The following is a 15,077-nucleotide window of genomic DNA, read 5'->3' as shown; positions in this document are numbered from 1 at the left end:
GCATCCCTTGGGATGCTTTTTTTATGGAAATCAATCGATTAACGATTTGAGAACTCAACGTAATTACGTTCTGTATGTCCGACATATACTTGTCTTGGACGGCCGATAGGCTCTTTGTTTTCACGCATTTCTTTCCATTGCGCGATCCATCCCGGAAGACGGCCCAACGCAAATAATACGGTAAACATATCTGCTTTAAAGCCTAATGCACGGTAGATAATACCTGAATAGAAATCGACGTTCGGATAAAGCTTTCTGTCGATAAAGTATTGATCATTTAATGCTGCTGCTTCAAGTTTTTTGGCGATGTCCAATACGGGATCCTGAACGCCTAATTTTTCTAAAATATCATCACATGCTTTTTTGATAATCTTAGCACGAGGGTCGAAGTTTTTGTATACACGGTGACCAAATCCCATTAAACGGAACGGATCATTTTTATCCTTGGCTTTTGCTAGGTATTTCTCCGCATCACCACCATCATTTTTGATCGCTTCAAGCATTTCAATTACGGCTTGGTTGGCACCGCCATGCAACGGACCCCACAAGGCATTGATCCCCGAGGCAACAGACGCATAAAGGTTGGCATTCGATGAACCTACGATACGAACTGTTGATGTAGAACAGTTTTGCTCGTGATCAGCATGTAAAATAAGCAATTTGTGCATGGCATCAATCACAACAGGATCGAATGTTTTTTCGTCGTTAACCTCGCCGAATAACATGTTTAAGAAATTGTCTATGTAACCTAAGTTATTTTTAGGATAAACGACGGGATGACCTAGTGATTTCTTTTGAATCCAAGAAACGATCGTTGGCATTTTTGCCAAAAGATTGATGATCGTTTGATCTTCTTCTTCGTCTGTTAGGTTTGGATTTAAAGATTCAGGGTAAAATGCAGATAAGGCACCTACTAAACAAGAAAGTTGGCCCATTGGGTGGGATTTGGATGGAAATCCGGCGAAGAAATTTTTCATGTCTTCGTGAATCATCATTTGCTTTTTAATGTCAGCTCTGAATTTTTCCAATACCTCTTTTTTAGGAAGCTCTCCATAGATCAATAAATAAGCAACTTCCAGGAAAGTCGATTTCTCTGCCAATTGCTCAATTGGATATCCTCTATATCTCAATATACCTGTTTCACCGTCAAGGAAAGTAATCGCACTTTTTGTTGCACCCGTGTTTTTGTATCCCGGGTCTAACGTAATAAATCCACTTAGATCTCTTAATTTGGAAATATCAACTGCTTTTTCATTTTCAGTACCGACAATGACCGGAAGGTCATAAGAAGTGCCGTCTAAATTTATAGATGCTTTATCTGACATGTTTATATATTATCTTATATCTGATTTGTATGCTAATCTCACAAATTTAACTATTTGATATTTAAAACTGAAAGTTCTTTTGGAATTTAAATGACATCATTACGTCATTTTGGATAATATTGAATAACGATTTACTTAAATACGCAAATAGTTTATTCAAATTTAACACTATCTTATTATGTCCGAAATATTAATCTATTTTTCGCTGAGCGACTTTCCCTTTATCTTCATATTTTCCGTTTTTGCCCGAACCAAAAAAAGGTAAGATGACGAAGCATACCAAAATAATAGATGTCAACGTTAGAATTCCTGTTGTCCATAGGATTTTGCTGAAATTTTCAGCATCCAAAAAATGTATACCCCAGAGTCCCAATAGAAAATAGGTGGCGACAAATAGGATAACCAGGGTAAATAATATGCCAAAGATATATTTCATGATGGGTTATATTTTGTTGAGAATCTGTTTTTTGAGCGCGTCGAATTCGTCCTGTGTAATGATGTTTTCGCGTAATAGCAATTGTAGTTTTTGTAGTTTTTCGACAAAATCTCCTTCCGCTTGTATATTGTCTTTAATCTCTTCTTTTTGCAGATCAAATTGTTTGCCCAGCTCCATGCCGACCCCAAGTTGCGCACCAATACCTGCCAGTCCACCTTCATTTTTAGCGGCATCCCGGAGGGCGCGTAATTTTTCCAGTTCCACATAGCTCAAGCCTGCTTGCTGCGCAGCTTGATTTTGTGTCGTCAAGTCAGCGATTTCACCAATCCGACGTTGTGTGTTTGAGTCAAATTGGGTTCCTAAGATTTTAAAATCTGTAACATCTAAACCGAGATCTTTAAAATCCTGTTCAACCGCTGTTTTGATATCTGTGGACAAAATAGGCAACTGACTATCGATTTCATTGTAACCTAATTTCTTCTGCGCAATCTGTGAGACAATCTGTTGTGGAATTCGTTGGTTAATAATATCCTGAATGACTGCCGTGCTAACTGTGTTTTGATTGGCGACGATATTTTTATAGAAATGTACCGGATCTTTGATGACGTAAGAAAAAGTACCGTTCAAGCCTATTTCAACGGGCAGATTGTATTGTGGGTCAATATATTTGACTGGGTTTCCTGTTCCCCAGGATTGATTGACAATTGCGGCCGTACGAAAGAAATAAATATAAAGCTTGTGCTCTGACTCGAAATTTTGTCTTAATCGCGCTAATGTGGTGAAGAAAGGATGATTGTCCGTTTTTAAATTATAGGTACCTGCCTCCGTAAGGAGGTTTTCGCCTTTTCCTTCATAGACAAGAATACAGCCCTGTCCTGGAGCCAGGATCAGTTTGCTGGAATTCTTAATTTCATTTCTTTCGGAAGGAAATTTATACCATAATATACGAGGGTCCTGATTTTTCCACTCAATGACCTCGGATAGTTGATTGTTAAAAAGATTGAATAGTCCCATAGTGTTTAGTTTAGTGTATCGAATTTAGGGTTGTACCCTTCGAATTTATTGATTTGTTTTCCGCTATTATCAAAATAGTAATAGTCGCTTGAACCTTTGACAATAAAACCATCTTTGAGCAGGCAGCCATTTCCATAAATGGATTTAAGGTCTGTTGTGACTGTTTTTTGTATGGCACCTGTAGCGACATCCAATAGCTGGATCTGTAAAGGATCGTCTTCCGCAGGTGTTGGTTTGTATGCAATCAGAAGCGTTTTGTCATTCTGAGCAACCACTACAGGCTGAAAATAGAGCCGACCCGGTGTAAAGTCTTTAAAACTAATGAGACGGGCTCCCTTAAATTGCCATGAATTGATCAGCACCTTTTTGTAGGGATCGCGGTCGGTAAAAATACCTGATCTGCCATAATCTTTATCCCATGAAAAGCGGGGGCTATCTTTGGGATATCCATATTGATAATAATAATTGTATTGGATTAACTGAATTTTCTCCTCGGGGTAATAACTGGATTTACTTGAAAAAGTGAATTCAGTTTTTGTGCTCGGATTGGGAAGTTTTTTCCTTCTTTCATCGTAGAGCTGCTTATCCGGTATTGATTTATTGATTAAAGGGTAATAGGCAAGATTTTGCCCTTCATTATTTACTATTTGATAGGAAGATCCATAATCTTCGTATTTAAATTCAACTTTGGCAATGCCCGTGCTGAGTGAGGGGGCATCTTTGACATAATTTTCAAGAACACTTTTGTAGGTGAGGCTATTTCTGTCCAATTGATAGATATACTTGGATTTTACGATGATGTACAGGTTTTGGTCTTCAAACACCTGTAATTTAACGTCGCTACTCGATAATTCGACGGGAGTATCCATCAATGGCTTTATCCATTCCTTTTTGCCCGTTTTGGGATCAAATAATCCAATATAGACTTTATTGTCTTTGCCTTCGTCAAATCTCGCTTTTGAATTCCGGACATTCCCCACCAAGACAACGTGGGGAATATTGTTTTTGTCCAAAAATAATTCGTTTGAGGCGTAATTCCATTCTAGCGTAATGGCTTCTTCTTTTTTGTCAGCAGTGTTGGACGAACTATAGGTCGAATAACTCGGTTCGGGTTTTTTGGAAAAAATGGCGCTTAAAGCTCCGATTAAAAACATGAGCGCAATAAAACCAACAACGGCAAATAGTACAATCCGTATGGCTTTATATTGATCCGTATTGTTGCGTGGATAATTGTAATTGTGATTGATGTTAATATCGTCATTGTCTAAGAAAAATTCAGTTCCGCAGCTGTCACATTTGTAAAAGTCGGGACGTATTGTGCTGACTTTTATGCTGCCACAATGAGGACATTTGATCGCTTTGATGCTTTTGGCCATTTATTTTTATTGTATTTGTGTTGAATTATTCCTGTTTTAAAGTTTCATTTCCAGCATAGAAGGGCATGTATATTTTCATCACAATACCGCCTGTCTAGTAGCGAAAATAAAATAATATACAGTCGAAAGTTAAAATAAAAAACAAGGTATAACAAATTTTCGGCCAGTCATCTTATATTCGATAGGATTGATTTTAAATACGTCAAATAATGATTCATATTGTAACGTTACAAAAAATCGGGGCTTTAGATGCTGTTTACGGGGATACAAATAAAAAAAGTAAAATATTTTTGGTATTTACGAATTATTCGTAGATTAGTGAAAGATTAGTAAAAAAGATTAATACATGGAAAAGTTAACAGCGCAAGAGGAACAGGCAATGCAATCTATCTGGAGCCTAAATGGAGGTTTTATCAAAGAGATTCTGGATAATATCAAGGGTGAAAAAATGCCGTATACAACCTTGGCATCAACGGTAAAGAATCTGGAGCGCAAGGACTTTGTGAAAGCTGTCCGTTACGCCAATGCGAAACGTTACGAACCTATGGTAAGCGAACAGGACTATAAAGCTAAGTTTATGAATTCCTTTGTCGGTGATTATTTCAAGAATTCTTATAAAGAGATGGTTTCTTTTTTCGTGAAAGAGGAAAAGCTGACTGAAGATGAACTGAAGGAGATCATGGATATGATTAAAAATAACAAATCGTAATACGATGGAAAACCTGCTGACCTATATCATTCAAGTCAATCTGCTGTTGAGTATAATCTATTTGGGTTATGTCGGGCTATTGAAAGGCTTAACCTTCTATTCACTGAATAGATTCTACTTTTTAATAGGCGGATTATTTGCTTTTGTATATCCGTTTTTGGATTTAAAATCGCTGTTTGTGCGGCGCGGGTTGGATATGGGGGGTGTTGGTGAGCAGATTTTCCTTTATATGGGAGAACAGCAGGTGCAGGAGAGGTTAACAGTGGCAAGCTTGGTGGAGTTGGTATTTATATTAGGTGCAATATTGTTGATGTTGAGGCTTCTATTCCAACTGTTGAGTTTATTAAGGATTCATCTGCACTCAAGAGCGGATCAGTGGCGATCCTATCTATTTCGGAATGTCATCATTCCTATTGTTCCATTCTCATTTTTGAATAAAATTTATGTCAACAAAGAACAGCATGTGGATGCTGAGCTGAAAGATATTTTTAAGCATGAGGATATTCATGTGAAAGGCCTTCACAGTCTGGATATTTTATTGTTTGAAATGATATTGGTGTGTTGTTGGTACAATCCTTTCGTCTGGTTCATGCGCAGAGCCATTCGCCAAAATTTGGAGTTTCTGACTGATCAACAGGTGCTCAATAAAGGAATTGACAAACAGACGTACCAATATAGCCTGTTGAATGTGTCCAAAAAGGGCACTTCAATAGGGTTGAGCAATCAATTTAATTTTAAACTATTAAAACGTCGCATTATGATGATGAATAAGAAAAGGTCATCCAAAATAGAACTGAGTAAATATGCCTTCCTTTTGCCTATATTCTTACTAACGGGAGCAGCATTTACTGTAAGCAAAGCGGAGGGCAGCATAGAAGGGGTTGTTGAGCGGGCAAATGAAACCGTGCTGCCGATTCAAATGCCTGCCGATAAATTGGAGGTAGGTCAGCAGCGGGATTCCACGTTGTCAGTGAAGATGGTTGGTGAAGCGGGAAAAGTGCTTCAGGAAGATATAAGGACAGATACGATAAAGATTGATACAAGCCGCTCCAAGAGAACAGCTAATTTATTAAGCGATCAGATTGGTTCTTTGAGACTGAGAGGTACCTCTGACGTAATTGGAAATCCATTGTTTGTGTTGGATGGCGTAGTTGTTAGCAAAAAAGAACTGGATGCAGTTGCTCCAGAGGAGATCGAATCTATGGCAGTATTGAAAGACAAGTCGGCTACAGCAATTTATGGGGAGAAAGGTAAAAATGGCGTTGTTTTGCTGACGACTAAAATCGGAAATGCCACAAAAAAATCTGAAAATAACCTTCAGGGCAAGGTCGTGGGGTTTCAAGTGAAGCAGGACTCCGTTGGTACAACAAAATCCCATACGATAAAGTATCCTGTTAATGTTTTGTATGTGATTGATGGGGTTAAGATGAGTTCTGAGGATATGAAGGGGGTTGATCCGAATAATATTGAAAGTATTAATGTTTTAAAGGATGCTTCAGCTATGGTAAAATATGGACGTGAAGGGAAAAATGGTGTTATTGAAGTGACCACAAAAAAATGGGCTAGGGAAAATCCGGATAAAGTGGATAAAGCATCCCACAAACACAAATCAGAAAATACCCCAGATGAGCGGGTAATTACGGTAGTGGGGTATAAAAACGGTGATAAGGGAAATGATCCTAAAACGATAACCTTTGAGGGAAAAGCTGCGCAAAGTGATAGCCCGGGGAAAACGGCGAAATTTGTGGCGCAAACTGCAACATACACGAAGGTAGAGGGAGAACCAAGGGATATTAATGGCCTCCGGATCCGTGGGCTATCGGGAAAAGAACAGCCGTTGTTTGTTGTTGATGGTCAGGTGCAATCTAAAGACCGGAATGATCTGAAATCCGAAGATATTGCGTCCATCGAAGTTCTTAAAAATCAGAGTGCAACAAGTCTTTACGGTGCAGCGGGGGCGAATGGTGTTATTCTCATAACGACAAAGAAAAAAGCGGGGGAATTGAATGACAGGAAGGCAGATAGGGAACCACTGGATGGAAAGATAAAGAAAACAATCAAAACAGAGCTAGATGCCGAAAGAAAGCGTGCTGTTGGCCTAAAAGATAAAGGGTAATAACGATTATCTTCAGATGGAATAAAGTAAAAGGGACATCAGTCCCTTTTATTTTGTATTTAGATTTGTCATGGTCAACTCGATGCCGATATTGACAAAACTTTGAATCATTTTGACAGAATGATCTATTAAAGCAGGAAGTTCTACCTGTTCTTCTTTGTCAAAGGGACCAAGGACGTAGTCCACCTGTCTGCCTTTTGGATAGTTGTCACCAATGCCAAAGCGTAAACGTGGATATACCTGTCCACCGCAAAGCTGTTCGATGGACTTAAGCCCATTGTGACCGGCGCTGCTTCCCTTGGGTTTCATCCGGAGCGAACCAAATGGAATCGCCAGATCATCCACGATCACTAAGACATTCTGAATCGGCACTTTACATTGCTGCATATAATAATTGACTGCTTTACCACTGAGGTTCATATACGTAGTCGGCTTGATGACAGTTACGTTATGCCCTCTTTGTTTAAATTCGCTGTAATAGGCTAATTTTAACAGGGAGAAACTAGCGCCAGCTTGTTTAACGAGCTCGTCGGCAACCATAAAACCAATATTGTGCCGCGTATCGGCATATTCACTTCCGATATTTCCCAATCCAACGATAAGATAATTCATGACGCAAAAATAAAAATTTAATAAACAAAAAAGCACCGAATTTCGGTGCTTTCTGTAGTATCTTAAGAATCTTGTTCAGATTATTTTTTACCACCTTTAGCTGCTTTGGCTGCTTCTTGTTCAGCTTGACGCAATGCACGGGACATGATAACGGATACGATTGTATCGTCAGCATTGTTTAATACTTTTGCGTTGTCCAATTGAACTTGAGCTACACGGTATGATTTACCAACTTCTAAAGATTCCATTGGTACTTCAATTTCTTGTGGCAAGTTAGCAGGTAATGCTTTTACGCGTAAATTGCGTAATTTTTGAACTAATTTACCCCCCATTTTAACACCTGGAGATGTTCCTGTTAATTTGATAGGAATATTCAATGATACTTCTTTGTCATCAAATAATTCTAAAAAGTCAACGTGAGTAACTAGGTCTGTCAATGGGTGGAATTGTGCGTCTTGAACGATAGCTCTTTTTGTTTGACCGTCAACGTTTAATTCTACGATGATAACGTCAGCAGTGTAAAGAACTGGTTTCAAATCAGCTGCGGATACAGAAAGAGCAGTTTGTTCTTTACCTCCGTAAAGTACTGCCGGTACTAAACCTTGGTAACGCAATTCTTTTGCATCTCTTTTCCCTACGTTCTGTCTTACAGAACCGCTAATAGCAATTGATTTCATCTTTTAATTTTTATAAATTTTGAGGTGCAAAGATAATTTAATTTTTGGTATTATCAAAAAAAGTTGCTGATATTGAGTGACTAAGATCCCTAATGCTATTTTGTAAGTTGCTGACTTGAGGAGGGGCTGTTAAAGTATAACCGCGGCGCCCTTATATGCTTGTTTAGAGAGGGCCAATTGTGCAGGACATGAATAAAAAACAAACTGTCTATCCTCCGGCTTACCATATCAGAGTCTAAATACTATTATATCAATACTTAATACTAAAAAAAGACTCCAGTATTTCAGCCGAAGGCTTACTATACCAGAGTCTCCATACCAATATCTAAATACGATATACTATTCGACGTCAAATAAATCAGAGATGGATGTATGTTGGTTGACGCTGGTGATTGCTTTAGCAAACAGATCAGCTGTTGACAACACTTTGATTTTTGTCGATTGCTTTGCTTTTTCTGTATCCAATTGAATGGTATCTGTTACGATCATTTCTGATAACACGGAGTTTTCAATTGTTTCATAAGCTTTGCCGGATAACACAGCGTGTGTACAGACCGCTCTTACGGATCTCGCGCCATTTTCCATGATCAAAGCAGCAGCTTTTGAAAGTGTGCCGGCTGTGTCACAGATATCGTCAATTAATACAACATCCTGATCCGTTACATCACCAATGATAGACATTGACTCAATTTCATTTGCACGTTTACGGCGTTTGTCACAGATGATCACTTCTGCATTGAAGAATTTAGCAAAAGTACGTGCTCTGTATGATCCACCCATATCCGGTGATGCAATTGTCAAGTTAGGGAGTTTTAGGGATTTGATGTAGGGAACAAAAATAATGGAGCCATCGAGGTGATCAACAGGGATATCGAAAAAACCTTGGATTTGTGCGGCATGTAGATCCATTGTCATGATGCGGTGGATCCCAGCTGCTGTCAACAGATTGGCAATCATTTTTGCGCCAATGGCAACTCTTGGTTTGTCTTTTCGATCTTGTCTTGCGAAACCGAAATAAGGGACAACCGCTGTAATGTAGTGCGCTGAGGCTCTCTTTGCAGCATCTGTCATCAACAATAATTCAAAAAGATTGTCGGTAGGTTGATTGGTAGATTGGATGATAAATACATCGGCTCCACGTACAGATTCATTGTAGAATGGTTGAATCTCACCGTCGCTAAAACGCGATAATGTTTTGTCCCCTAGAGGTTTCCCGTAAGATTGTGCGATTTTTTCAGCCAGTTCTGTAGTGCCAGAACCTGCAAATAGTTTAACCGTGTTGAATTGCAAAGGCATGGTTTTGTATATTTATGTTGGGTTATTGTATTGTCGTTTATTCAATATTTTATTCCCTAATATTTTTTAAAGCTAAACATTAAAAAAAATGGATTGTTTGCACAATCCATATACTCTTAACTTTAAAAGTTGTCCGACCTGGATTCGAACCAAGACAAACAGAACCAAAAACTGTCGTACTACCCTTATACTATCGGACAATGTCTCAAAAAAGCCAACGTTTCCGTCTTTTTCCTTTTGACGACGCAAAGATAGAGATTTGTTTTAAAAATCAAAATTCAAATTAAAAAAAATCTAAACCCTTTTATAAATAATAAGCCTTGCATATAACGCAGAAAAGGCTTGCAATTGCAAGCCTTTTCTATTGTTTGTTGTCCGACCTGGATTCGAACCAAGACAAACAGAACCAAAAACTGTCGTACTACCCTTATACTATCGGACAAACAATTCAATTGTGTTCGTTATCGTGATGATGTCGTTCACATTTGATGATGCAAATATACGGACTATTCCTATTTCTGCAAATAAAAATGTGTTGTAAAGTGCATTGGGCTTGATTTTCAAATAAATAATTTTTGTTTTGCCCGAAAATTTAAGACATACTTGCTGTTTTTTAGCTTAGGTATTGGCCTGCTCCAGCTTATCAATGGCTTTGTCCTGCTTTCTTTACAGCGAATATTGCATCGCGTAATGAAAATTTTCAATTAATATGTGTTAAAAAATCAGAATAAAGTTCATTTCTTATTAACTTATCCTTATTTTCGAGCCGTATTATAATACTTTTACAGTTATCATTTTATGAACTATACTAAAATCAACAATCTTTTAGGATGGATATGTGCGCTCATTGCAACAGTAGCGTATGTCATGACTGCCGAACGATCGACGAGTTGGTGGGACTGTGGTGAGTTTATCGCCTCAGCCTTTAAACTTCAAATTGTGCACCAGCCAGGGGCACCTTTATTCTTAATGATTCAAAACATTTTCTCGAATCTAGCAGGGGGTGATGTCACACGGATCGCTTTTTGGATGAATGTGGGATCTGCTGTTTGTAGTGGTCTGACGATTCTGTTTTTGTTCTGGACGATCACAGCCCTTGCAAAGAAAGTCGTTGCAAAAGGAGTCGGCGAGTCCTATACCTCAACGGACTTGATCAAAATATTTGGTTCAGGTGCTGTCGGTGCATTGGCTTATGCGTTCACGGATACATTTTGGTTTTCAGCGGTTGAATCTGAGGTGTATGCCATGTCTTCGCTTTGTACCGCTGTTGTATTTTGGGGGATCTTAAAATGGGAAAATCATGCTGAGGAGGCTGGATCTGACCGTTGGTTGATCTTTATCGCGTATGTGATGGGTCTTTCCATTGGTGTCCACTTATTGAACCTCTTGGTGATTCCGGCCATTGCTTTGGTAATTTATTTTAAACGCTCAAAAACAGTGACTTCTTCTGGAGCAACCAAAGCATTCCTGATCGGTGTTGTGGTACTGGCTTTGATTTTATGGGGTATTATACAATACACGGTCAAAGCCGCGGCTTATTTTGACTTATTCTTTGTAAATAGTCTGGGAATGGGCTTCGGTACCGGATTTAATCTATTCTTGATCTTAGTGGTTGCTCTTTTTGTGTATGGTATCTGGTACTCGATCAAAAAAGCAAAACCGATGTTGAACCTGATCCTGATCAGTACCGCGTTTATCATCTTTGGGTATAGTTCCTTTGCGATGATCATGGTACGTGCTAAAGCGAATCCTACCTTAAATAATAGTGATCCGGACAATGCCTTTTCTTTTGTAAGTTATTTGGGACGCGAGCAATATGCGAGTGAGCCGCTTCTAAACGGGCCGACTTTCGATGCACAAGTAGTGGATGCTGTGCCAACTTATACTTATCGAAAAGACAAGGATAAATACACGAAAGTAGAGAATGGAATGGATTATAAATACGATAAGACGATGTTCTTTCCGCGTGTTTATAGTAATCGGGATGGACATGATGGATATTATCGGGATTATCTAAAACTTCCGGAGGGGCAATCGCCTACATTCGGTGATAACCTGAAATTTTTCTTCAGTTATCAGATCGGGCACATGTATGGCCGTTATTTTTTGTGGAACTTCGCCGGTCGCCAAAATGATCAACAGGGACAGGGCTCTTTCACGGAGGGCAACTGGCAAGCAGGTATTAAGCCTATTGACCAAATGCATAATGGTGGACAGAATGCGATTCCAGATTCATTGAAGACGGATCCTTCAAATAATAAATACTATTTCTTGCCGCTAATCATTGGTTTGATCGGTGCGTTCTGGCACTTTGGCAGAAGACAACGGGATGCCGGAATTGTGGGATTACTGTTTTTCTTTACAGGTCTGGCTATTGTATTATACTTAAATCAAAGTCCATTGCAGCCGCGTGAGCGTGATTACGCCTATGCGGGATCATTCTATGCCTTTGCAATATGGATTGGCTTGGGCGTATTTGCCATTGCGGATTATCTAAGTAAGAAAGTAGATGGTAAGATGGCAGCAGGTATAGCTACAGCGGCTTGTTTGTTGGGAGCTCCGGTATTGTTGGGATTCCAAAACTGGGATGATCATGATCGCTCAGAAAAAACAACAGCACGTGACTTGGCGAAAAACTACTTAGCTTCCTGTGCGCCAAATGCGATCTTGTTCACTTATGGTGACAACGATACCTATCCATTGTGGTATGTACAAGAAGTTGAAAATTATCGTCCGGATGTACGCGTGGTGAACTTAAGTCTCTTGAGTTCGGATTGGTATATGCGCCAAATGAAACAGAAAGTCAATCAGGCAGATGGCTTACCGATCAATATTGATGACGAAAAATTCAAAAAAGGTGTTCGTGAGGTACTTTATTATCAAGATATGAAAGTACCCGGGCACGTAGATCTTGATTTGGTGATGCAGATTTTATTGTCTGATGACCAAAAAAATAAACTGGAATTACGCGGTGGTAAATTTGAGAACTTTTTACCGACCAAAAACTTTAGCCTTCCGGTAAACAAGGAAGCTGTGCTAAAAAATAATGTGGTACCAAAAGCTTGGCAGGAATCTATCGTCGATACGATGACATGGACTTATAATAGAAACTATGTGTCTAGAGCGGAATTGTCGATCCTAAACGTATTATTGAACAATAATTGGAAACGTCCAATTTACTTTGCGGCGACCGTTCCAAACGACAACTACCTTGGATTGGATAAGTACCTGGTACAAGAAGGTTTTGCCTTGCGTTTAATGCCTATTGCGACTCCTGCAGGATCTGAAGGAACTTTAGTGGATACACAGTCTGCTTTTAAGGATATTACAACGAAATATCAATGGGGTAATATGGCGAATGCTTCTTATTTAGATCCTGAATCCTACCGCATGATCACCATGATTACAAATACAGTCATGGGTGGTACTGCCACACAGTTAATGATGGAAGGTCATAAAGACGAGGCACGTAAAGTGGCTGTTGAAACTTATGAGAAGATGCCAAAACGTGTGTACTTGATGCGTGATATTTTAGGCTATATTCCAATTGTCAATGTGTTGTATGAAACTGGTGAAACGAAACGTGCGAATGAAATTGTCAATCGTAATCTGAAATTTATGACGCAGAATATGCGCTGGTACCAGGATATCGCCCAAACAAAAGCTGAACTGGAATATTCAAATATCGGGACGGCTTTACGGGCTCTGGGTGCTTATAAAAGTATATTGGCTTCCACCTCGGAAAAACAATTGCTGCAACAGGTGACTGAGCTGGAGAAATCGTATAAACAACAGTATGGTGTAGAATAACCGTTCATACACGGTTTTAATCCCAAGGGCTGTCCTTTAACGCGCCATGCTTAAAAATAAAATTTGAGCAGCGTGTAAAAAGGACAGCTCTTTTTTTGATTATTTTTTCTTAGCTTAATGGCATAAAATCAACCTGATATTATGATGAAACGTCAACTGAAATTGTGGGATGCGATTATGCTGGTCATGGGCTCGATGATCGGAAGTGGGATCTTTATTGTGTCGAGCGACATGATGCGGCAACTGGGCTCAGGATACTGGTTGGCAATCGTATGGATATTGACCGCCATAGCGACTGTTGCGGCGGCAATCTGTTACGGTGAGTTATCCTCAATGTATCCCAAAGCGGGCGGGCAGTATACGTATCTTACCGAAGTATTTGGCAAACCGATTGGTTTTTTATATGGCTGGAGCTTATTTACGGTTATTCAAACGGGTACCATAGCGGCAGTTGCGGTCGCCTTCGGTAAATTTACTGCCTATTTGATCCCGCAACTGAACGATGCGGCACCGCTTTTTCAGCGTGGTGAGTTTAAGATTACCTGGATACAGATACTCGCCATGGGTGTAATTCTCCTGTTGACCTATATCAATACCCGCGGAATCAAGAGCGGCAAATCAGTGCAGTCTTTTTTTACTTCAGCAAAAATTATTGCATTGGTTCTATTGATCGTCGGCGGCTTGTTCTTAATCAAAGAAAATCATTTTTCGGAAAATATGGCGTACAGCTGGGAGGCTTTTCAGAATTTGAAAGGTGAGGGCTGGATGGGGATTTCCGGTGGTGCTTTAATGGGGGCACTGGCGGCGGCTATGGTGGGCTCCGTATTTAGCAGTGTTGCCTGGGAAAACGTTACTTTTGTTTCGGGCGAAATTGTGAATCCGCAGCGTAATGTGGTTCGTGCGCTCGTCATCGGAACCAGCCTTGTTATGCTTTTATACATCTGTTGTAACTACATCTATCTTTCTGCCCTGAGCCGGGAAGAGATCGCTTTTGCCACAAATGACCGGGTCGCAATTGCTGCCGCCGAGAAGATGCTCGGGCACAGTGGTACGATAGCCATGGCCATCCTCGTTATGATATCAACATTTGGCTGTGTCAATGGTCTTGCGCTGTCCGGAGCACGGGTTTTTCAGACCATGGCCAAAGACGGACTGTTTTTAAAACAGGCTATTCCCAACAATAAATATGATGTACCCGCCCGATCGCTATGGCTACAGGGGATCTGGGCCTCCTTGCTCTGTTTAAGTGGGCAATATGGCAATTTGCTGGATATGATCTCTTTCGTTATCGTCATATTTTATATGATTACGGTACTGGGTGTTATTATTCAACGTGTTCGGAAGCCCGAAATGGAACGTTCATACAGGACTTTTTTATTTCCTATTACACCAATTATTTATCTCCTCATCGGTACTATATTTTGTGTGCTATTGATTATATACAAGCCGCAATATACTTGGCCAGGTTTTATATTGGTATTGATTGGGGTACCTGTATATTTTTTTGCACGGGGCAATAAGAAAAATGATTAGACAAATGTATCGCGTCGGTCCTTTTTACACTGAATAGGTAATATGGACCGGAAGCTGGTTTCCTCGGAACTGATATATGCTGTGTGGTGCCAGAAGGTATGCCAATGAGCTCGTTTGTCCGCATTGATGAACTGTTGTTTTAAAAGTTATTAGTCTCTTTGTTTATGCTGGAA

11 protein-coding genes are annotated in these 15,077 nt (G+C 39.7%); 4 read left to right on the top strand and 7 right to left on the bottom strand.

Annotated elements, in window-relative coordinates:
- Positions 1-38: 38 nt before the first annotated feature.
- The 4 genes from ABTV71_RS24790 to ABTV71_RS24775 form a co-directional block, all read right to left on the bottom strand.
- Positions 39-1,325 carry a citrate synthase gene (locus tag ABTV71_RS24790; protein ID WP_121120485.1) on the bottom strand — a complete coding sequence of 429 codons (1,287 nt, stop codon included), beginning with the start codon at positions 1,323-1,325 and terminating at the stop codon, positions 39-41.
- A 190-nt stretch (positions 1,326-1,515) separates the two neighbouring features.
- A complete protein-coding gene (locus tag ABTV71_RS24785; RefSeq protein WP_104383962.1) occupies positions 1,516-1,761 on the bottom strand; it encodes a hypothetical protein in 246 nt (81 codons plus the stop codon).
- 6 nt (positions 1,762-1,767) lie between these two features.
- Positions 1,768-2,775, bottom strand: a complete 1,008-nt coding sequence (locus ABTV71_RS24780) for an SPFH domain-containing protein (RefSeq protein WP_121120484.1) — start codon at positions 2,773-2,775, stop codon at positions 1,768-1,770.
- A 5-nt stretch (positions 2,776-2,780) separates the two neighbouring features.
- Positions 2,781-4,151, bottom strand: coding sequence for a hypothetical protein (locus ABTV71_RS24775; RefSeq protein ID WP_433901419.1), 1,371 nt, complete (start codon positions 4,149-4,151; stop codon positions 2,781-2,783).
- 346 nt (positions 4,152-4,497) lie between these two features.
- Between ABTV71_RS24775 and ABTV71_RS24770 the strand changes: the two genes are divergently transcribed.
- Positions 4,498-4,860 (top strand): BlaI/MecI/CopY family transcriptional regulator, encoded by a 363-nt coding sequence (locus tag ABTV71_RS24770; protein WP_104383965.1) that lies wholly within the window; start codon positions 4,498-4,500, stop codon positions 4,858-4,860.
- Between the two features lie 4 nt (positions 4,861-4,864).
- Entirely contained in the window at positions 4,865-6,976 is a 2,112-nt protein-coding gene (locus ABTV71_RS24765) for a TonB-dependent receptor plug domain-containing protein (protein WP_433901418.1), read from the top strand.
- A gap of 48 nt (positions 6,977-7,024) precedes the next feature.
- Here the strand turns inward: ABTV71_RS24765 and pth are convergent, their stop codons facing one another.
- The 3 genes from pth to ABTV71_RS24750 all read right to left on the bottom strand — a co-directional run bounded on the left by pth (position 7,025) and on the right by ABTV71_RS24750 (position 9,561).
- Entirely contained in the window at positions 7,025-7,588 is a 564-nt protein-coding gene (gene pth, locus ABTV71_RS24760) for an aminoacyl-tRNA hydrolase (protein WP_121120481.1), read from the bottom strand.
- Positions 7,589-7,668: 80 nt separating this feature from the next.
- The gene (locus tag ABTV71_RS24755; protein ID WP_121120480.1) at positions 7,669-8,265 is read right to left on the bottom strand and encodes a 50S ribosomal protein L25; all 597 of its coding nucleotides are present in this window, start codon (positions 8,263-8,265) and stop codon (positions 7,669-7,671) included.
- A gap of 339 nt (positions 8,266-8,604) precedes the next feature.
- A complete protein-coding gene (locus ABTV71_RS24750) occupies positions 8,605-9,561 on the bottom strand; it encodes a ribose-phosphate pyrophosphokinase (protein WP_121120479.1) in 957 nt (318 codons plus the stop codon).
- 798 nt (positions 9,562-10,359) lie between these two features.
- On the opposite strand from ABTV71_RS24750, the gene ABTV71_RS24745 reads away from it, so the two are divergent.
- The gene (locus tag ABTV71_RS24745; protein ID WP_121120478.1) at positions 10,360-13,371 is read left to right on the top strand and encodes a glycosyltransferase family 117 protein; all 3,012 of its coding nucleotides are present in this window, start codon (positions 10,360-10,362) and stop codon (positions 13,369-13,371) included.
- 141 nt (positions 13,372-13,512) lie between these two features.
- Positions 13,513-14,904 carry an APC family permease gene (locus tag ABTV71_RS24740; RefSeq protein WP_245971210.1) on the top strand — a complete coding sequence of 464 codons (1,392 nt, stop codon included), beginning with the start codon at positions 13,513-13,515 and terminating at the stop codon, positions 14,902-14,904.
- Positions 14,905-15,077 lie beyond the last annotated feature (173 nt).

Origin of the sequence: Sphingobacterium puteale (assembly GCF_050986225.1) — a bacterium.
Taxonomy (GTDB): domain Bacteria; phylum Bacteroidota; class Bacteroidia; order Sphingobacteriales; family Sphingobacteriaceae; genus Sphingobacterium; species Sphingobacterium puteale.
This window is presented reverse-complemented; position numbering and strand designations above follow the sequence as displayed.

Bases quoted from the DNA above. Each gene is read 5' to 3' on its own strand.
- ABTV71_RS24790 (WP_121120485.1), bottom strand. From the start codon at position 1,325: ATGTCAGATAAAGCATCTATAAATTTAGACGGCACTTCTTATGACCTT.
- ABTV71_RS24785 (WP_104383962.1), bottom strand. From the start codon at position 1,761: ATGAAATATATCTTTGGCATATTATTTACCCTGGTTATCCTATTTGTC.
- ABTV71_RS24780 (WP_121120484.1), bottom strand. From the start codon at position 2,775: ATGGGACTATTCAATCTTTTTAACAATCAACTATCCGAGGTCATTGAG.
- ABTV71_RS24775 (WP_433901419.1), bottom strand. From the start codon at position 4,151: ATGGCCAAAAGCATCAAAGCGATCAAATGTCCTCATTGTGGCAGCATA.
- ABTV71_RS24770 (WP_104383965.1), top strand. From the start codon at position 4,498: ATGGAAAAGTTAACAGCGCAAGAGGAACAGGCAATGCAATCTATCTGG.
- ABTV71_RS24765 (WP_433901418.1), top strand. From the start codon at position 4,865: ATGGAAAACCTGCTGACCTATATCATTCAAGTCAATCTGCTGTTGAGT.
- pth (WP_121120481.1), bottom strand. From the start codon at position 7,588: ATGAATTATCTTATCGTTGGATTGGGAAATATCGGAAGTGAATATGCC.
- ABTV71_RS24755 (WP_121120480.1), bottom strand. From the start codon at position 8,265: ATGAAATCAATTGCTATTAGCGGTTCTGTAAGACAGAACGTAGGGAAA.
- ABTV71_RS24750 (WP_121120479.1), bottom strand. From the start codon at position 9,561: ATGCCTTTGCAATTCAACACGGTTAAACTATTTGCAGGTTCTGGCACT.
- ABTV71_RS24745 (WP_121120478.1), top strand. From the start codon at position 10,360: ATGAACTATACTAAAATCAACAATCTTTTAGGATGGATATGTGCGCTC.
- ABTV71_RS24740 (WP_245971210.1), top strand. From the start codon at position 13,513: ATGATGAAACGTCAACTGAAATTGTGGGATGCGATTATGCTGGTCATG.